Here is a 19,731-nt window from a genome sequence, read left to right on the forward strand (position 1 = left end):
AAATTACTACGACTTTTCTTTTTTAGCGTTTTTTATCTTTTTCTTTAGGTTGATTCTTATCATTTTTGTCTTTATTATCGTTTTTATTATTATTTTTATCGTCGGAACCTTTACCTTTATCCTTTGATTGGCCAAAGTTATTATCTTTTTGATTTAATTCAGAATTATTAGTATTTTTTTGCTCAGGAACATTTTTATTGTTAGAATTATTATCTTTGAAAGTACCATTTTCTTTGTTTTTGCCATTGTTTTCTTTATCTTTGTTATTGCCATTACTATTTTCTTTAGTTTTAGAATTGTTATCATTTTCTTTTTCACTTGGAGATGTAGACTTTTCAGAATTATTATCTTTTTTTATTTCTTTATCTTTGCTGATATCAATAATGATATTAATGCCATCATCCTCGATTTTCTTTTCAACCTTTGATAAATCTAATTGGTGATTTTTAAGATTGCTTACTTGTATGTTTATAGCCTTATCTTTTTTGTAATCTTCAGTTATATAATTCTCACTTTTGCATTTTTCATATATTTTTTCTATACCATTTGATATGTCTAAGTTCTTTATATTAAGTTCATTTACTAAATTTTTTCCATCATCATTTAACGGAACTACCTTTACAATTTTATTCCATCTATTTACATAAAGTTCAACAGAAGGGTTAATATCGATAGTTACAGCAGAGACAGGCTCATTGTATAAAAATATGCCACTAGATAGGAAAACTAAAAGTAAAAAGGATGCTGCCATCAAAAATAGCCTTTTTACATTAATACTTTTTTTCTTAGTACCATTAAAGATTTCCTCAGAGTACAGTTCTCCCATAGTAACAGATTTAGAATTTCTTTTAACATACGCAAATTCTCCAGAGGGAGTTAAAATGCCTATATTACTATCATTGATTTCCATAACAATACCGGTTTTAGTCATCTACATCACCAACTTTCTTTATATTTAAATAGGATCTTAGATATAAATATTCATCATTGTCTAATATTAAAATAAGCGCAATAATATATTTCCTCCATTTTTCAATTAATTTTCTATTGCAACTTGTAAGTAAACATATTTCCTTAATGGGAAGTATCTTTTTTGATTTTATATAATCTGTTATATAAGTTTTTTTTGTACAAGCAGTAGCTATATTTAAAAGATTATTCCTAGTATCCTTATGAGAAGGAGAAGCTTCTACTAAATCTGAAAATTTAAGATTATATTTTGTCAACTCTTTAATAAAATAAGAAATTTCTTCAGATAAAAGTTCCTTTTCTTTGGATTGATTATATTCATTGATTGACAATGTATTATCGATATAATCAAAGTTATCCTCCTCTACGGAGAAGGACAACACTATATTTTTATTTGATTTTCTGAAAAAATCTATTAAAGCATTTCTAATTATAGTTGAAGCATAAGAATGAAAATTAACCTTAATATTATTATATGTATCGCAAGCTTTATTAAAAGCAATAAGTGCAATGCTAAGCTCGTCATCATTTTCAGAAGATAGAGGTCTTTTACATATGTTATAAGCTACTGATTTTACAAAACTCATATTTTCGCTTATAAAATTATCTCTATTTTCTTTTTTCAAAAGATCTAAATCCATCTTTTCACCTCGAGATGTTCATAAATTTATAAAAGAAGCTTCTTATATTGTTATATATATAATTATATACGAAGATTAATTTAATTTTAAGGGCATATTTAGTGGAAAAAGGCACCCCCTAATAAATATATTAGCTGCCGTATATATAAGCAAATGATATAAAAGGAGGAATTCAAATGAAAAAGACTATGTTAATAGCTTTATTATCCATATTTATTTTAGGAGGAACGGTGAAAGCCGCAGAGGTTTCATCTAATAAGGAGTATGCGGGCATAACCCCAGATAATATATTGTATCCTTTAGATAAAGGAATGGAATCTTTAAAATTAGCATTGACTTCATCAGAAGAAAAGAAAGCTGAAATTATTGCAAACATAGCAGAAGAGAGGCTAGGAGAAAGTGAAGTTATGACAGAGAAAGGAAAGGAAGAGTTAGCAGAAAAAGCTCTTGAGGAGTATAAAGAAAAAATTGAAGAAGCTCAAGGTAAATTAGAAGATATATTAAAGGATGTAAAAGATAGTGAAGATGCAAAAAAAATAGAAAAGGTAAAAAAGCTTGGTGATACTTTACTAAATAAGACTGAAAAGTCTATTGAAGTATTAAAGGCCTTAGAAGAAAAACTTCCGGAAGAAGCAAAGGAAAACATTCAAAGGGTAATAGAGATGCAAAGTGAGAAAAAAGAAGCTGTAAGAGCTATGGTAGAAAAAAGACATGAATTTAATGAAGCAAAGAAAGCTTACAATGAAGCTAAAGTTCAATTGAAGAAGGTAGAAAAATCAGGAGACGAAGAGGCTATAAATAAGGCAAAAACTGTCTTAAATGAAGCTCAAGCTGCCATGGATAGTAAAGGGGAAGAACTTAAAAAAGCCATTGAGGAAAAGGCTGCAGCGGTAAAGAAAGACTATAAAGAAGATATTAAAAATAATGAAGATAAATCTCAAGAAGGTAATAAGGTAGAGGAGCCTAAAAAAGAGCCAGCTACCGAGGTGAAGCAGAAAGCTGAATCTAAAGAGACAGATAAAGCTAAAGGAACAGAAAAGAAGGAAGAAAAAGCTGTTGAAAGCAAGGAGCAGAAAAAAGAGAATAAGGATAAAAGTGAAGAACAAAAAGATAAACAAGTTAAAGAGGATAAAGGTAATAGTCAAAAGGGTAATAACGGTAAAAAATAGTTGATGCTTTATAGAAAATATTGTTAACTAAAAAAGCAAAAAAATTCACACTTTGAATTTTTTTGCTTTTTTTATTTAATATTATTTATAGTTATTAAAAATAAGCTTAAGTAGCTAAAGATAGATTTTTATTGTTTATTATCTCCTTCAAGAGCCTTGACAATTTTATTGAAAAGCTTATCCTTATCAGAGGATTTTAAAAAATTGTCTCCTATTAAAGCTGTATACTTCTCTTTACAAGTTTTGCAAAAACCTAAGCAAGATTTAACTTTAATTTCAATATCTTTATCATACTCTTTAAGCATTTTTTCAATCTGTGAATGAGCTTTATTATTTTTACAAAGTTTTACTTTCAATAGAAACACCTCCAAGGGGGAATGATTTAATTTTACATATAAAAAATATATAGTTAGTATTTCACTATAATTATAGTATAAATATAAATAAAAGAAAATAATTATTTTTTAATATTTATTATGAAGTATCGATAGAATTTGTTGAATATACTATTTTAGCAATTTAAAATTGACATAGTTTTTTAATTAATGATACACTATAAGTCGTATGGAAAGTAATATAAATTTTTCTACTGGAAATAATAATAAAGAAGGTGAGAGAAATGGAAGTATATTTAGATAATGCAGCTACTACTATGCCTTATGATGAGGTAATTAATACAGTAGCTTTTAATATGAAAAATAATTTTGCAAATCCCTCTGCTAAGCATTTATTAGGTATTAAGGCGGAAAGACTATTAAATGATAGCAGAGAAAAAATTGCTTATACATTAAATTGTAGCAAGGATGAAATTATTTTTACTTCCGGTGGAAGTGAAAGTAATAACTTAGCAATAAAAGGCTTTGCTAAACCTGGTTGTCATATGATTACAAGTGTTATAGAGCACTCTAGCGTTCTAAAGACCTTCAAGGAACTAGAAGATGAAGGAGTTAGTGTTAGTTATATTAAGGTGGATGATAAAGGCAGACTAGATTTACATGAGCTAGAAAATAGTATAAATAAAGATACTGTGCTTATAAGCATTATGCATGTCAATAATGAAGTTGGCACCATTCAGGATTTAGAAGCTATTGGAGCTCTTATAAGAAAGAAAAGCCAAAGAGCAAAATTCCATGTGGATGCTGTTCAAAGTTATGGGAAATTTAATATAGATGTACAAAGATGTAATATTGATTTATTATCTATAAGTGCACATAAGTTTCATGGGCCAAGAGGTGTAGGTGCAATTTACATAAAAAAGGCACTATATCCTAAAACATTGATTACTGGTGGAGGACAAGAAAAGGGATATAGATCTGGCACTGAAAATGTAGCTGGCACTTCAGGCATGGCAATGGCTAGCGAAATGATGTATGAAAATATTATAGAAAACTATAATAAAGTAACTAGTATAAAAGCTTATTTTATTGATAAACTTCAAGAGGTTAAAGATATCAGCATTAATAGTCCTTTAGAAGAACACATAAGTTCTTATATATTAAATGTTAGCTTTAAAGGAGTAAGAGGTGAGGTGCTTTTGCATCTACTAGAAGAAAAGGGGATTTACGTCTCTACGGGCTCCGCATGTTCCTCTAAAAGTAAGAAGAGTGCCTCTGTTTTAAAAGCGTTAGGATTAAGTGATAAAGACATTGAAGGAACTTTAAGATTCAGCTTTAATGAAAAAAATACTAAAGAAGAGATAGATTATGTTATTGAAAATTTAAAGCAATCATTGAATTTTTTAAGGAGAGTTAGAAAATGAGAGAATTGATATTAGTGAAGTACGCCCCTGAAATATTTTTAAAGGGTTTAAATAGAAATAAGTTTGAGAGACAATTACAAAAAAATATAACTAAGGTTTTAAAGGGAGTACAATACCAATTTGTAGTAGATCAAAATAGATGGTTTATATATTCTGAAAATCTTCAAGAAGTAATAAATAGGGTTAAAAGGGTATTTGGGGTTTCAGAATTATGTATTGTAAAAGAAGTTGAAGCAAAATTAGAAGATATAGAAGGAGCCGCATTGGAAAGGGTAGTAAATTCTAAGGCTGATACCTTTAAGATAGAAACTAATAGGGCAAATAAGACGTTCCCTTTGAATTCAATGGAAACTAGTAGAACTGTAGGGGCTTATGTATTAAAAAATGCTGAACATATAAAGGTTAATGTTACAAATCCTCAATGCGTTGTAAATATAGAAATCAGAGGGAAGGCATATATTTATCAAGAAAAGATTAAAGCTGTAGGTGGATTGCCTTATGGAATGAATGGAAGTACTATGCTTATGCTCTCTGGAGGTATAGACTCTCCAGTGGCAGGATATCTAATGGCAAGAAGAGGAGTAGAGCTTAACTGCGTTTATTACCATAGCCATCCATATACTAGTGAAAGGGCTAAGGATAAGGTAAAACATTTAGCAAGGATATTAAGTGAGTACACAGGAAAGATTAATCTTTATGTGGTACCTTTTACTGAAATACAAATGCAGATTATTGAAAAGTGTAGAGAAGACGAGTTAACTATTATTATGAGAAGATTCATGATGAGAATTGCATGTGAATTAGCAGAACTAAAGAAATCTAATTCTGTTACCACTGGAGAAAGCATCGGTCAGGTTGCAAGTCAAACCATGGAAAGCTTAGTGGTAAGTGATGATGTGTCAGATAGACCTGTATTTAGACCATTAGTAGCTATGGATAAGGGTGATATTATGAATCTAGCTAAAGACATAGGTACCTACGATACATCAATATTACCTTATGAAGATTGTTGTACTATATTTGTTCCAAAACATCCAAAAACAAAACCAAGATTAAAAGAGATAATAACTTCAGAAGAGGCTTTACAGAGTGATGAACTTGTTAAGAAAGCTATAGAGGATATGGAAGTTTACGAGCTTTAAAATTCGAATTTAAAAAAGCGACCAAGGTCGCTTTTTTCTTATATATTGAAGTATATCAAATTATGGGATAATATAGAAATATGGGAACATAAAATTTGAATGAGGTGATTTTATGGAAAAGTCTAAGGTTTATTTTACTAATTTAAGGACGAAACCAGGTTATAATTTACTAGACAAGCTAGAAAAATTAATAAAGGAGGCAGGCGTTAACAGCATAGATTTTAAAGATAAATTTGTAGCTATTAAGATACATTTTGGAGAGCCAGGAAATTTAGCATATATTAGACCTAACTATGCCGCCCGTGTGGTAGAATTGATAAAGAAATCCGGTGGAAAGCCTTTTTTGACAGACTCTAATACCTTATATTCTGGAAGGAGATCAAATGCAGTTGATCATATTCAATCTGCCATGGAGAATGGATTTAATCCTTTAGCTGTAGGATGTAATGTAATAATAGCTGATGGACTAAAAGGTACAGAATATAGAGAAATTGAAGTTGATTTAAAGCATTGTAAAAAGGCAAAGATAGGATCAGCTATAGCTGATGCGGATATAGTAATATCTATGAACCATTTTAAAGGACATGAGATGACTGGCTTTGGAGGAGCTATAAAAAATTTAGGGATGGGGTCTGGTTCTGTGGGTGGTAAGCTAGAGATGCACTCAGCTTCTCAACCTAAAATAGTTGAAAAAAATTGTGTAGGTTGTAGACAATGTATTAAAAGCTGCTCTCAGCAAGCTATTTCTCTTGATGAGAATAGAAAAGCTTGTATTGATTATGAAAAGTGTGTTGGATGCGGACAATGTGTAGCTGTCTGTCAATTTGATGCAGCACAAGTGGTTTGGAACGAATCAGCTGATACTGCTAATGAAAAAATTGCAGAGTATGCTTTAGCAGTAGTTAAAGATAAACCAAGTTTTCATATTAACTTTATCATGAATATATCACCTAACTGTGATTGTTGGAGCTGTAATGATATACCTATAGTACCGGACATAGGTATTGCGGCATCCTTTGACCCAATAGCTCTAGACAAGGCCTGTGTAGATATGGTTAATAAAGCTTCAGTAATTAAGGGTAGTGAATTGGATGAAAAACATTATCATGAAGGAACAGATAAGTTTTCCCATATACATGTTAATACTAATTGGAAGGTAGGCCTTGAACATGGTGAAAAAATTGGATTAGGTATATTAGATTATGAAATTATTGAATTAAAATAGACTAAAGTATATATTAAACATACTCTCCAATGGTTTCAATCTATTAATTAGTATAAAAATCTTGTATAATAGAATTAAGAAGACACAAAAGATTTTATATTTTAAAGGAGTTGAAAGAGTGAAGTATTGTGAAGTATGTGGTAATCCTAATGCAGAAGTCCACCATATAATATTTAGAAGTGAAGCAAGTTACTTATCTAATGTTTCTATAAACTATAAGTATTTATGCTCTAGATGCCATAGGGGTAAAAACGGACCACATATAAATGCTGATGTAGATTTAAAATATAAAAGAGAACTACAGGATAAACTGTTTTCCTTGTTTAGCTATAAGGAGTATTATAGTGAGGAAGAGATTAAGAAAATATTAAATTTAAGCTCTAGCGAAGTAATAAGAATATTTAAAGATTTAAAAAAGTATAAAGAAGGATACAAAAAGGAAGAAATAATATCCATGTGTATGGGGGGACGCTTATATATGGATGAGGCCGAGAAGGAGCTAATGGAATTAATTGAGAGAGTAAAAGTAGTTTAGATAGTACGCATTTAATTAATTATTTTTACTCATATGTTAAAAAGCAAGGTTTTGCCTTGCTTTTACTATTATTCTCTAGTATGGTCTTTACTATTTGCATAGGACCCTATCTTTACACCATTTTTAACGCCTATGTCCTCTCCACCCTTAGGAAACATTTTTCTCATTTCTGCGTTAGTGATATCATCAGTCTTTTTATGATTTTTATTATTATGAACCAAAAGAATCACTCCTCGTAAATTATTCAAATATAATATAACCAATTTAAAATTATATATTCTTTATAGATGCAAATATTTACCATTATTTTACATAAAACAATAAATAGTAGTGTTTTTATACTTAAATATATTTTATATTTAAAAAAAATATTAAAAAAATGAATTTTTTAAGGAATTTTTATTTATTATGTTGTATAATAAATAAAAAGAAACTTAAAAAATAGGGTGATGTGTATGAAGATAAAAAGTATTGCAATAGTTTTAAGTGCGCTTGCAGTTTTTAATGTAGGGAGTATGGCTTATGCAGCTAATGTAAGCACTAATGATAAGGAACAACAAATCAATGAAAATAATAGTAAGATAAAAGAACTAGAAAATGAAAAGAATCAGGTAAAGAGTGAAAAAAATAATACTCAAAAGGAAATTGATGATTTACATAACAAAATAAATGAAAAGGGTAAAACCCTTCAAGAATCTCAAAGTAAAATCAGTGACTATGAGAATAAAATCAATGCTTTAAAAAGCAATATTAAAACTGTGCAGGATAGTATAAGCAAAAAGCAAAAGGAAATAGATGATAAAATTAAAGAAATAGAGCTTAAGCAAAAGGAGCAAGAAGAAAAACAGGACATGCTAGGAAAAAGACTTAGAAGCATGTATAAATCCAATCCTTTCGATGCCATGATATTCTTAATGCTTGAGAGTGATAGTTTATTGGAATTAGTAAATAAGGCTTCAACTATGAGTAGAATAATAAAAAATGATAAGGAACTAATTAATGAAGTACAACAGTTAAAAAATGAACTTGAAGCGAAGAAAAAGATGCTTGAAGAAGATAGCAAATTATTATTATCACAAAAGGAAAATTTACAAAAGGAACAAAATGCTTTAAAACAAACACAAGATACTTTATTAGCTCAAAAGAAAGAGCAAGAAAAAACTTTGGATGATATAAAAGTTATAGAAAAACAAAAAAATTCAAAATATAGTAGTTTAAATGCTTCTGAGAAAAAGCTTCAAGACGAGATTGCTGCATTAAATGAAGATAATGAGCAGCTTCAAAACGAGTTAAAGCAATTATTAGATTCTTTGAATAACAATTCTAATAATCAGAAGCCTGACTCTGGTAATAATAATGCAAATCCTTCTGGGTACATAAGACCAGTGTCAGGACCTATTACTTCGCCTTTTGGACAAAGAATACACCCTGTAACAGGTAAATCTAGTTTTCATCATGGAGTAGATTTTGGAGCGCCTTTTGGTACTGGCATAAAGGCTGCTAGAGCTGGACAAGTTGCTTTTGCGGGATGGTATAATGAAATATATGGAAATGTGGTTATCGTAAATCATGGTGGTGGTATGCAAACTTTATATGCTCACGCTAGTAGTGTAGCCGTAAGCCCAGGTGCTTCAGTTAATCAAGGGCAAGTGGTTGCTTATGTTGGCTCTACAGGGTGGAGTACAGGAGCTCATTTGCATTTTGAAGTAAGACAAAATGGACAATCCGTTAACCCAATGAACTACGTAAAATAAATAAAAGACGACGAAAGTCGTCTTTTTGAATGCGCAATTATAGTTGATTTTTCTCCCATACTCTACGAAAAAGCTATAATTATATTGTTTAATGGCTAGGCAAAATTACATGCATTAAATAAAAGCTGTGTAGCAACTTTTATTTATCAGGCCCATTTTTCAGCCCACTTTTGAATTTCCTCCATAGCCTTTTCTAATTCAATACCTTTTTCTGTTAATTCATATTCAATGCGTACAGGAATTTCAGGATATACATTTCTTTTTATTATCCCTTCACACTCAAGTTCCTTTAATCGCTCAGTTAACATTCTATCACTTAATTCATTAATAACCTGCTTTATATCTGAAAATCTTTTTGGTCCATTGAGAAGAACCCGAATAATTAGACCAGTCCATTTCTTTCCTAATAACTCAAAAGCATGTTCAAACTTTGGACATAAATGAAAATCTGACATAAGAATATTCACCACCTTTAAATATATTTTATACAGTTAATATATAAAAGTAAATATTTATATATTTATATGCTTTTACTAAAATGACTAATTAAAATTAGAATTATTTCAATTAAAAGTATGGTTCCTAATGCTATCATTAATTTAGCGAAGATAGACAAATTTTTAGTTTTAAAAAATTTCATTTCAAACCTTCCTATTATATTGCTATAGAACATATACTTTATTTTATGAATACTTTTTTAGTTATATCCTATAAATATGGTATTTTTAAAATAGATTATTGTTTATAATATGAGTGATATGATAATATTTATCATAAGATAATTATTTCAGAGGAGTTGCATATTATTATGAATAAAAATAATACCAATATAGATAAAGAGTATATATCTTATTTAAAAGATAGTGAAGAACATGGCTTTGAAGATTATACGGATAATGTAGTAAAACAAAAAGTAATCACTACCTTTGGAGGTGGTTGTGGTTGCAGTGGAACTAAGGATAAAAAAAGTGGTGGCTGTGGAGGAAATTGTGGTTGTGGAAAGAAAAAATAGTTTAGCCTAATTTAATTTATGGATAATTATACATGTATGATGGTATCTGATATCATACATGTATTTTTTAATTTAGAGGTTATAAATAAAATCTAAATATTTTCTATGAATAATTATAAAAAAATATTGACTACTTATGAATCAGGCTATAAAATAGCTAAAGTAAGCGTAAAAGTGAGGAAGGTTAAAATAGTTTCAAATAGTTAATGATATTGTCAAGTTTTGATTAATTTTACTTGGTTAATGGAGGAATAACAAATGGAGGAAAAAAATGAATTGAGGAAAGAGCTTGGCCTTTTTATGGCTACAGCTTTGGTTATAGGTAATATGGTGGGCTCTGGAATTTTTATGCTACCAGCTACTTTGGCTCAAAAATCTGGTCCAGGAGCAACTATGATTGCTTGGATTTTGACTGGAATTGGTTCAATATTTTTAGCTCTTTCCTATGCTAATTTGGGATCTAGAATACCAAAAACTGGAGGACCTTATGAGTACTCTAAGTTAGCCTTTGGAGATTTTACTGGATATATGAATGCATGGCTATATTGGAATGGATGTTGGATAGGAAATGCAGCTATTATAATTGCTGTTACAAGCTATTTAGGGTTTTTGGTGCCGCAAATAGCCTCAAATTCTATTATAGGATTTATAAGTTCCTCAGCTATTCTTTGGATATTTACGTTGCTGAATATTTTCGGGGTTAAACCTGCAGCGCAAGTTCAAACAGCTAGTACCATAATAAAACTGATACTATTTATTTTATTTATAATATTAGCGGGAATGAGCTTTAATGTAGAGAATATATTTCCTTTATTTCCCCAAGGAAAAGGAATAAATACTATACCTGCTGCGGCTACAGCTACTCTTTGGGCGTTTACAGGACTAGAGACTGCTTCTGTAACTGGTGGAGAAATTAAAAATGGAGAAAAAAACATTAAGTTAAGCACAATTTTAGGAATGATTGTAGCTGTAATATTATATATGTTAATAAGTTTCTTTTCCATGGGAGCCATGAGTCAATCAGAGCTGGCAGTAAGCACTACTCCTATTGTAGATATTTTTTCAAAAATCTTAGGAACTGATATAGGCATATATATTGGTATTCTAGCATTATTAAGCATTGTAGGTACGACTATAGGATGGATACTTTCTACAGCTAGGGTTTCCTACGCAGCTGCTTTAGATGGTATGTTCCCAAAGTGCTTTGGAAAAGTACATCCAAAATTTAAAACACCGTATGTTTCCCTAATAATAAGTGGAGTATTAGTTAATATACTGCTATTGATGAATTATACAAAAGGATTTAGCTCAGCGTTTACTTTTGTATCTTTGCTAGCCACTTTATCATATTTGCCCATATATGCCATCACTGCAGCTGCGGAGATATTATTGGTGATAAAGCATAAGGCTAAGATTAATTTATGGAATTTCCTAAGAAGTTCTATAGTTCCTCTGATGGGTTTTATATATGCTGTTTGGGCCATATATGGTTCTGGTGCAGAAATAATTATGTACGGATTTTTACTCATGCTATTTGGAATACCATTTTATTTATATATTACTGTAAAAAATAAAGATAGAATTAAATCTTTAAGAGAGTTTTAAAAATACAAGGGTTTATATTGCTAAAAATATAAACCCTTAACTTTTTCAAAATATTCCATTTTCTTTAAATTGATTTGTATAAGCCATATCACTTTTTAATATATGTTTACTGATCCAATCTAAAATAAAAGTTAATATATTCATCATAGCATTTTTTTGATTAATATAAATATCCTGCTTTTGAAGCTCACTAATCTTTTCAATAAAAGCGTCATGCTCAGCTTTGTGATTTTCGTAATTGGCATAACCTATTTTTCTCATTATGGATTCCTCATGTTGGAAGTGATAAACAGTATAACTTTTAAGTTCATTAATAAGTCTTACAATTTCATCATAATGATCTGTTTCTGTATCAGAAATTTTAATGGCTGTAGCTAAGTTCTCGCCTATTTTAAATAACTGCTTATGCTGTGAGTCAATTTCAGAAATTTTTACACTATAAACGTCCTTCCATTCGAACATATGTATTTCCCTCCTAAATTAAAAACCATATATAATGCATTATAGCATAAATTATATAACAATACTTTAATTTTTATCACAGACTTTTACATTTTTTTTACGTATAACTATTAAATATAGTATTATTATCTATAAAAAGTTAATATTTGCATAATTAATAATAATTTATAAGTTAACAAAAAAGTATTATTAATTTATACACTTATGAGTTATAATATATATTAGTGTTAAATTATGATATAAAATTATTGTTAAAATCTAGGAGGGATTTACAAGGTGGGTAAGCCTAGTATTTTCAGCAGAGAATATGAAAGAAGAATGAAAAAAAGAAAAAGCATAATATTATTAATCATATTGATATTAATTATTACTTCTATAATAATCTTCTTTAGAAAAAATATATATAGTTTTTACGGTAATATAAGATATAAATATAGCAAAGACATAAATAAAGAAAACTTAAAGAATGATGATAAATCTCAAAGTTCTGAGGACAAGGAAAAAGGCAAAAGTGAGCAGAGTCCTCCAGAAAATAAAGAGGTGGTGGAAGAAGAAAAATTTTATGAAATTAAGCTAGAAGGGGGAATCCCCGTTAAGGTATCTTATGAAGAACAGGGCAAAGATAAAAAGTTTAAGTATGCCTTTTGTGCAGAAAGAAAGATTTATTTTGATTTGAGTCCAACCTCTCAAGCTATGTTGATTTTAGATGAAAAAACTCAAAGTATCATTTATATAGATATTAACGGTAAAACTACAGATGTGACACAAAAAGCTTATAGTTCTTCAACCACACAAAATACATATACAAAAGAAAATACTTTACATACTACTCCTACTTATATATGGAGTGGTAATCCTAAATTTTTGGATGACAACAGGATTTTTTATATAAGTCAATTGCCATATTTTGGAATGAATGATAAATATGTTTGGATATTAGATTTAGTCACTCTACAACATAGGAATACTAATATTAAAGGTCAGGATATAGTTTTTGGGGATAGAAACGAAAGAGGACTTCAAATAACTATAGATGGTGTAAAAAAATATATTAATAGTGAGGGTGTTTTATTTGAATAATTTACAAGATACTCTTACAAGTGAGGAATATAATGGAGATTGGATTTTCTTCAGCGAGTTTTTATCCTCTAATCCCTACAGAACAAAGCTTAAGTACATTAAATACCATGGGATTTAAGGTAGCAGAATTATTTTTAAATAGTTTTAGCGAATACGAAACAGATTTTATTAATATTTTAGAGGAAGAAAAAAATAAAAATAGTATTACTATTAATTCTATACATGCCTTCAGCTCTTCTTTTGAACCGTATATTTTTGATGCTTACGAAAGAAGGAGAAAGGACATGATAAATATATTTAAAAAAGTATGCAAGGCTGCAAGGCTGTTAAACTGTAATATATACAATTTTCATGGAATGAGAAAGATGGATTTTAACAGTATTAATAAAAAAATGGTTTTAGATATTTATAATGAGCTCTGTTATATAGCATCAGAAAACCAAGTATACCTTTCTCAAGAGAATGTATGTTGGTGTATGTCCGCAGATTTAGACTTCATGAATTTTTTAAAACAGGAGCTTAGGTATCCTATTAAGTTTACATTGGATTTAAAACAAGCTTATAAGGCTGGTATTGATCCTATAACCTATCTAAACATCATGGGGGATGATCTAGTTAATTTTCATATAAATGATAAGGATAAAGCAAACTCTTGCCTATTGCCTGGAAAAGGTGAGATAGATTACAAAAAAATATTTAGAGAGCTAAAGAAAAATAATTATAAAGGTAATGCTATTATCGAGATATATAAAGAAAATTTTAATACTTTTCATGAAATAACTGAATCAAAGCTGTATTTGGAGGATATAATCCATGGGATAGGATTGTAATTTCTCTAAATAGCATCCCTTGATAAAGCTTATTATAATAAAAGTTTTAAATATTTTACAATAATATTTGAAATGAATTTTATATATATGTTATAATATCCTAGTTAGTACTTGAAACACAATATTATAGAGGTTTTTAGGAGGAGTCACGTAATGAATGTTAAGATTGAAAAAATAGAAACTAATGTGGTTAAATTAGAGATTGTAGTTGATGCTAAGAAGTTTAGCGAGGCATTAAAGAAATCATATAATAAAAATGTGAAAAGATATAATATACCTGGATTTAGAAAAGGAAAGGCACCGATGAATATAATCAAGAAGTATTATGGTATAGAAGTACTTTATGAAGATGCTATAAACTTCTGTTGCGAAGATACATATCCAAAAGCTTTAGATGAAAATAATATAAAACCAGTAGATTATCCAGAAATCGATGTTGTAGAAATTGGAGAAGGAAAAGACTTTGTATACACTGCAAAGGTTGTTGTTATGCCTGAAGTAGAACTTGGTGAATATAAAGGATTAGAAGTTAAAAAAGTTGAATATGCTGCTTCAGAAGAAGAGGTTGAAAGACAACTTAAAGCAATGCAACAAAAGAATGCAAGAGTTGAAACCAAAACTGAAGGTAAGGTTGAAGACGGAAATATAGCAGTTATAGACTTTAAAGGCTATGTTGATGGAATAGCTTTTGAGGGAGGAGAAGGACAGGATTACCCATTAGAAATAGGTTCAGGTACTTTTATAGGAGATTTTGAACAGCAACTAATTGGTGCTGAGGTAGGAGAAAAGAAAGACGTAAATGTAGCTTTCCCAGAAAACTATGGTAAAGAGGAGTTAAACGGAAAGCCAGCATTATTTGAAGTTACTATAAAAGAAATTAAGGTTAAAGAATTACCTGAGTTAGATGATGAATTTGCTAAAGAAGTTTCAGAATTCGATACTTTAGAAGAATTAAAGACTGATATAAAGAGCAAGATTCAAGAGTCTAATGATTTAAGAGCAAAAAGAGAGTACGAAGAGGCTGTAATTGAAGCTGTTTGCAATAATGTAAAAGTAGAAATTCCAGAAGTTATGATAAGTAAAGAAATAGATAATATGATTAGAGATTTAGAAATGAGATTAAAATACCAAGGACTAGATCTAGAAACTTATTATGCTTATACAAATAATACCGAACAAAAAATGAGAGACTTCATGAAGGAAAGCGCAGAAAAGAAGGTAAAAACTGATTTAGTAATTGAAGAGATAAGCAAGGTAGAAAAAATTGAAGCTAGTGAAGAAGAAATTAAAGAAAGAGCTTTAGAAATAGCAAAGCAATATGGTGATAAAGATTTAGATAAGACAGCAGATTTAATAATTAAAGCGCAAGGGCATTTGATTAAAACTGATGTAATAAACGAGAAGACATTAAAATTATTAGTTGAAAGCAGCAAAACTATAGCGTAATTATAAAACCAATTGCCAGAAAATTTTTCTGGCAATTGTTTTAAACTAAATTTAAATACTAGTATTTAAATTTAGTTAGGATAAAATTAAATTTTATATTAACAATAATTACGATATATATATATTTTATTTTCTTTAGTGTATAATATATTAAAATAAATAAATTTTAATAATAAACTTATTTTTAATTTATTTATTTTTAGTTACAAATTAAAAAAAGTGGTTATATTATATATTATGAATTTAACATTAGGTATAATATAGAGGAGGGAAGAATTATGAGTTTAGTACCAATTGTTGTTGAACAAACCAATAGAGGAGAGAGATCTTATGATATCTATTCTAGACTTTTAAAGGATAGAATAATATTTTTAGGTGAAGAGGTAAATGATACTACTGCAAGTTTAATAGTAGCTCAATTATTGTTTTTAGAAGGCGAAGATCCAGATAAAGATATACATTTATACATAAATAGTCCTGGTGGATCTATAACTGCAGGTATGGCTATTTATGACACAATGCAATATATAAAGCCAGATGTTTCTACAATATGCATAGGAATGGCTGCTTCTATGGGATCTTTCCTATTGACAGCAGGTGCAAAAGGAAAAAGATTTGCCTTACCTAACAGCGAAATAATGATTCATCAGCCTTTAGGTGGATTTAGAGGTCAGGCAACGGATATAGATATACATGCTAAAAGAATTTTACAAATAAAAGATAACTTAAATAAGATTTTAAGTGAAAGAACAGGGCAACCGTTAGAGAAAATAAAAGCGGATGTAGAAAGAGATTATTTCATGACAGCAGAAGAAGCTAAAAATTATGGAATAATAGATGAAGTAATAACAAAAAGTATAAGATAATGTATTAACCTTTAGTGAGGTGTAACAATGGTAAAATATGATGATAAAAAGCAGCTGAAATGTTCTTTCTGCGGTAAGAATCAAGACCAAGTAAGAAGACTTATTGCAGGACCAGGAGTTTATATATGTGATGAGTGTATAGAACTATGTTCAGAAATTATTGCAGATGAATTTGAAGAAAGCTTACAATTAGATGTTAGTTCGCTACCAAGGCCTGCTGAAATTAAAAATTATCTTGATCAATATGTCATCGGTCAAGATAGTGCAAAGAAATCTTTAGCAGTAGCCGTATATAATCACTACAAAAGAATTAATTCTAATGAAAGTGATGCTGATGTTGAGTTACAGAAGAGTAATATCTTATTACTTGGACCTACAGGATCAGGTAAAACTCTGCTAGCTCAAACACTAGCAAAATTTTTAAATGTACCTTTTGCTATAGCAGATGCTACTACATTGACAGAAGCAGGATATGTAGGAGAGGACGTAGAAAATATTTTATTAAAGTTAATTCAGAATGCAGATTATGATATAGAAAGAGCAGAAAAAGGTATAGTATATATAGATGAAATTGATAAGATTGCTAGGAAGTCAGAAAATCCTTCTATTACAAGAGATGTTTCAGGAGAAGGTGTTCAGCAAGCCTTATTAAAAATCTTAGAGGGCACAGTAGCTTCTGTACCTCCGCAAGGGGGAAGAAAGCACCCTCATCAGGAATTTATTCAAATCAACACCACCAATATACTATTTATTTGTGGTGGAGCTTTTGATGGTATTGATAAGATAATCGAAAAAAGAACAAGACAAAGTTCTATGGGATTTGGAGCACAAATTCAATCAAAGAAAGAAAAAGATATTGGTAAATTATTGAAAGATATTATGCCGGGAGATCTTTTAAAATTTGGATTAATTCCTGAATTTGTAGGTAGACTACCCATAGTGGTGACTTTAGAAGCTTTAGATAGAAGTACCTTAGTAAGTATATTAAGTGAACCTAAAAATGCTTTAGTTAAACAATATAAGAAATTATTTGAACTAGATAATGTAGAGTTAGATTTTGAACAAGAAGCTCTTGAAGCTATTGCAGATGAAGCTCTAAGTAGAAATACTGGAGCCAGAGGACTGAGAGCTATTATTGAAGAGATAATGAGAGACGTAATGTTTGATGTACCTTCTAATGAAGAAATCTCTAAGGTTTCCATTACAAAAGATACTGTTAGTGATAAAAAACCTATAGTCACCATAACAGAAGGACAAAAAAGGGCAGCCATAAAGCCTAAAAAAGCTAAAAGTAGAAAAGGAATAGAGAGTGCATAAGAAAGCTTACTGACAAATACTATATTTGTCAGTAAGCTTTTATTTTTATTTGTTTTCACTAGTTACTTTATTTCAGCTGTATTGGAATATAAACTATACTTTATGCTAATAATAAAATGTAGAGATAAATAAGAAAGGAGGATACATTTAGTTTGGAACTAAGTGTTCTTTAATATGATTAATTTTCTTATTATAGCAAATCTAGCTTTTACAATCTTTTTATTTCTTTATTTTTCAAGCAACGTAAAAGGACATCAAAACAATAAAATAGTAATTGATAGAGAGAATAAAAAAGAAATGGAAAAGCTAAAAAATTTAAGAAGTATAGCTTTAACAGAACCTTTAACAGAAAAGAGCAGACCATCTAATTTTAATGAAATAGTTGGTCAAGAGAAGGGAATATTAGCTCTAAAAGCTGCTCTATGTGGACCAAATCCTCAGCATGTAATAATCTATGGTCCTCCAGGTGTGGGAAAGACTGCAGCAGCTAGATTAGTATTAGAGGAAGCAAAGAAGAAACCATTTTCTCCTTTTAAGCCTAGTTCAAAATTTGTAGAGATCGATGCTACTACCATAAGATTTGATGATAGGGGTATAGCTGATCCTTTAATTGGTTCTGTGCATGATCCTATATATCAAGGAGCTGGGGCCTTAGGTATAGCTGGAATACCACAACCTAAACCAGGGGCTGTTACTAAGGCACATGGAGGAGTTTTATTCATCGATGAAATAGGAGAATTACATCCAATAGAACTTAATAAATTGTTAAAGGTACTTGAAGATAGAAAGGTATTTTTGGATAGTGCATATTACAGTTCGGAAGATCCTAATATACCAACTTACATAAGAGAGATTTTCGAGAAGGGTTTACCAGCAGATTTTAGACTAATAGGTGCTACCACAAGGAGTCCTGAGGAAATTGCTCCAGCTATTAGGTCCAGATGTGTCGAAATATTCTTTAGAGCATTATTGCCTGAGGAGATAGAAATCATAGCTCAAAATGCTGTAAAAAAGGTGAGTTTAGAAATAGAAGATAGCGGAGTTAAACTCATAAGTAAGTATTGTAGCAATGGAAGAGAAGTAGTAAATATAATTCAATTAAGTTCAGGCATTGCAATAAATGAGGATAGAAAAATCATTACGCTACAAGATGTAGAATGGGTAATTGAGCAAGGAGAATACTCTCCAAGACCTGAAAAAACAATTCCGAGTGCTCCACAGGTAGGTTATGTAAATGGGCTAGCTGTATATGGAACTAATTTAGGGATAATCATGGAAATTGAAGCTAGTGCTAAAAAAGTTCAAGGAAGAAAAGGACAGTTAAAAATAACTGGAATTGTAGAAGAAGAAGAAATCAGTAGCACTAATAAAAAGGTAAAAAGAAAGAGCATGGCAGGATGTTCTATAGAAAATGTGGTAACGGTATTAAGTAAATTATATGATATAAATTTTGATGAATATGATATACATATAAATTTCCCCGGAGGAACATTAGTAGATGGACCTTCAGCAGGAATAAGTATGGCAACTGCAATTTATAGCTCTGTAAAAGGAATTTTGGTAGATAATCATGTAGCTATGACAGGAGAAATTTCTTTAAGTGGTGAAGTAAAGCCCATAGGCGGAGTAAATGCTAAAATAGCTGCTGCTAAAAAAGCTGGCGCAACAAAGGTGTTAATACCTAAAGATAATTGGAGCGATAAATATAATGATTATGAAGGACTTAATATTATAGCTGTATCTAATATTAAAGAAGTAATAAAAAATTCAATTATGGAAGAGATGCTAGAGCAGGAGAGTAATGTGGAAATACTTTCTGCTAAATCAGTAAATTAAAATATAAGCTGTTTAAGATAATAAAAGTAATTTTAAATATCTTGGCAGCTTTATTTTATTAAGCATTTTATTTGTATATTGAC

General features: G+C 29.8%; 20 protein-coding genes. 14 read left to right on the plus strand and 6 right to left on the minus strand.

What is annotated here, in order from left to right:
• Positions 1-22: 22 nt before the first annotated feature.
• Complete coding sequence (locus BN2665_RS02985; protein ID WP_055665631.1) at positions 23-931, minus strand: anti-sigma-I factor RsgI family protein; 909 nt, start codon at positions 929-931, stop codon at positions 23-25.
• Positions 924-1,610 carry a sigma-70 family RNA polymerase sigma factor gene (locus BN2665_RS02990; RefSeq protein ID WP_055665632.1) on the minus strand — a complete coding sequence of 229 codons (687 nt, stop codon included), beginning with the start codon at positions 1,608-1,610 and terminating at the stop codon, positions 924-926. Before BN2665_RS02990 ends, BN2665_RS02985 begins: the two co-directional genes overlap by 8 nt.
• Before the next feature lie 176 nt (positions 1,611-1,786).
• On the opposite strand from BN2665_RS02990, the gene BN2665_RS02995 reads away from it, so the two are divergent.
• On the plus strand, positions 1,787-2,779 hold the full coding sequence (locus tag BN2665_RS02995) for a DUF5667 domain-containing protein (protein ID WP_055665633.1): 993 nt from the start codon (positions 1,787-1,789) through the stop codon (positions 2,777-2,779).
• 128 nt (positions 2,780-2,907) lie between these two features.
• Here BN2665_RS02995 and BN2665_RS03000 read toward each other — a convergent pair whose 3' ends face one another.
• Positions 2,908-3,135 carry a DUF1450 domain-containing protein gene (locus BN2665_RS03000; RefSeq protein ID WP_055665634.1) on the minus strand — a complete coding sequence of 76 codons (228 nt, stop codon included), beginning with the start codon at positions 3,133-3,135 and terminating at the stop codon, positions 2,908-2,910.
• 263 nt (positions 3,136-3,398) lie between these two features.
• Here BN2665_RS03000 and BN2665_RS03005 point away from each other — a divergent pair, with 263 nt between their 5' ends.
• From BN2665_RS03005 to BN2665_RS03020, 4 genes are all read left to right on the plus strand, one after another.
• A complete protein-coding gene (locus BN2665_RS03005) occupies positions 3,399-4,538 on the plus strand; it encodes a cysteine desulfurase family protein (protein ID WP_055665635.1) in 1,140 nt (379 codons plus the stop codon).
• Entirely contained in the window at positions 4,535-5,680 is a 1,146-nt protein-coding gene (thiI, locus tag BN2665_RS03010) for a tRNA uracil 4-sulfurtransferase ThiI (RefSeq protein WP_055665636.1), read from the plus strand. Before BN2665_RS03005 ends, thiI begins: the two co-directional genes overlap by 4 nt.
• Before the next feature lie 112 nt (positions 5,681-5,792).
• The gene (locus BN2665_RS03015) at positions 5,793-6,905 is read left to right on the plus strand and encodes a DUF362 domain-containing protein (RefSeq protein WP_055665637.1); all 1,113 of its coding nucleotides are present in this window, start codon (positions 5,793-5,795) and stop codon (positions 6,903-6,905) included.
• A 118-nt stretch (positions 6,906-7,023) separates the two neighbouring features.
• Positions 7,024-7,440: an HNH endonuclease gene (locus BN2665_RS03020; RefSeq protein ID WP_055665638.1), complete on the plus strand. Its 417-nt coding sequence runs from the start codon at positions 7,024-7,026 to the stop codon at positions 7,438-7,440.
• Between the two features lie 68 nt (positions 7,441-7,508).
• Here BN2665_RS03020 and BN2665_RS27265 read toward each other — a convergent pair whose 3' ends face one another.
• Entirely contained in the window at positions 7,509-7,661 is a 153-nt protein-coding gene (locus BN2665_RS27265; protein WP_195892649.1) for a hypothetical protein, read from the minus strand.
• A gap of 234 nt (positions 7,662-7,895) precedes the next feature.
• Here BN2665_RS27265 and BN2665_RS03025 point away from each other — a divergent pair, with 234 nt between their 5' ends.
• A complete protein-coding gene (locus BN2665_RS03025; protein ID WP_055665639.1) occupies positions 7,896-9,194 on the plus strand; it encodes a murein hydrolase activator EnvC family protein in 1,299 nt (432 codons plus the stop codon).
• A gap of 146 nt (positions 9,195-9,340) precedes the next feature.
• Here BN2665_RS03025 and BN2665_RS03030 read toward each other — a convergent pair whose 3' ends face one another.
• On the minus strand, positions 9,341-9,649 hold the full coding sequence (locus BN2665_RS03030) for a winged helix-turn-helix transcriptional regulator (protein ID WP_055665640.1): 309 nt from the start codon (positions 9,647-9,649) through the stop codon (positions 9,341-9,343).
• A gap of 353 nt (positions 9,650-10,002) precedes the next feature.
• Here BN2665_RS03030 and BN2665_RS03035 point away from each other — a divergent pair, with 353 nt between their 5' ends.
• Positions 10,003-10,206: a hypothetical protein gene (locus tag BN2665_RS03035; RefSeq protein ID WP_055665641.1), complete on the plus strand. Its 204-nt coding sequence runs from the start codon at positions 10,003-10,005 to the stop codon at positions 10,204-10,206.
• Between the two features lie 258 nt (positions 10,207-10,464).
• On the plus strand, positions 10,465-11,811 hold the full coding sequence (locus BN2665_RS03040; RefSeq protein ID WP_055665642.1) for an APC family permease: 1,347 nt from the start codon (positions 10,465-10,467) through the stop codon (positions 11,809-11,811).
• Between the two features lie 45 nt (positions 11,812-11,856).
• Here BN2665_RS03040 and BN2665_RS03045 read toward each other — a convergent pair whose 3' ends face one another.
• The gene (locus tag BN2665_RS03045; protein ID WP_055665643.1) at positions 11,857-12,273 is read right to left on the minus strand and encodes a bacteriohemerythrin; all 417 of its coding nucleotides are present in this window, start codon (positions 12,271-12,273) and stop codon (positions 11,857-11,859) included.
• A 276-nt stretch (positions 12,274-12,549) separates the two neighbouring features.
• On the opposite strand from BN2665_RS03045, the gene BN2665_RS03050 reads away from it, so the two are divergent.
• The 6 genes from BN2665_RS03050 to lonB all read left to right on the plus strand — a co-directional run bounded on the left by BN2665_RS03050 (position 12,550) and on the right by lonB (position 19,648).
• Positions 12,550-13,353 (plus strand): hypothetical protein, encoded by an 804-nt coding sequence (locus BN2665_RS03050; protein WP_055665644.1) that lies wholly within the window; start codon positions 12,550-12,552, stop codon positions 13,351-13,353.
• Between the two features lie 32 nt (positions 13,354-13,385).
• Positions 13,386-14,183 carry a sugar phosphate isomerase/epimerase family protein gene (locus BN2665_RS03055; protein WP_055665645.1) on the plus strand — a complete coding sequence of 266 codons (798 nt, stop codon included), beginning with the start codon at positions 13,386-13,388 and terminating at the stop codon, positions 14,181-14,183.
• A 153-nt stretch (positions 14,184-14,336) separates the two neighbouring features.
• On the plus strand, positions 14,337-15,629 hold the full coding sequence (gene tig / locus BN2665_RS03060) for a trigger factor (protein WP_055665646.1): 1,293 nt from the start codon (positions 14,337-14,339) through the stop codon (positions 15,627-15,629).
• A gap of 278 nt (positions 15,630-15,907) precedes the next feature.
• Positions 15,908-16,495 carry an ATP-dependent Clp endopeptidase proteolytic subunit ClpP gene (gene clpP, locus BN2665_RS03065; RefSeq protein ID WP_055665647.1) on the plus strand — a complete coding sequence of 196 codons (588 nt, stop codon included), beginning with the start codon at positions 15,908-15,910 and terminating at the stop codon, positions 16,493-16,495.
• 27 nt (positions 16,496-16,522) lie between these two features.
• Positions 16,523-17,812 (plus strand): ATP-dependent Clp protease ATP-binding subunit ClpX, encoded by a 1,290-nt coding sequence (gene clpX, locus BN2665_RS03070; protein ID WP_055665648.1) that lies wholly within the window; start codon positions 16,523-16,525, stop codon positions 17,810-17,812.
• 174 nt (positions 17,813-17,986) lie between these two features.
• The gene (gene lonB / locus BN2665_RS03075; protein WP_055665649.1) at positions 17,987-19,648 is read left to right on the plus strand and encodes an ATP-dependent protease LonB; all 1,662 of its coding nucleotides are present in this window, start codon (positions 17,987-17,989) and stop codon (positions 19,646-19,648) included.
• The last annotated feature ends 83 nt before the right edge of the window (positions 19,649-19,731 follow it).

Origin of the sequence: Desnuesiella massiliensis, assembly GCF_001403615.1 — a bacterium.
Taxonomy (GTDB): Bacteria; Bacillota; Clostridia; order Clostridiales; family Clostridiaceae; genus Desnuesiella; species Desnuesiella massiliensis.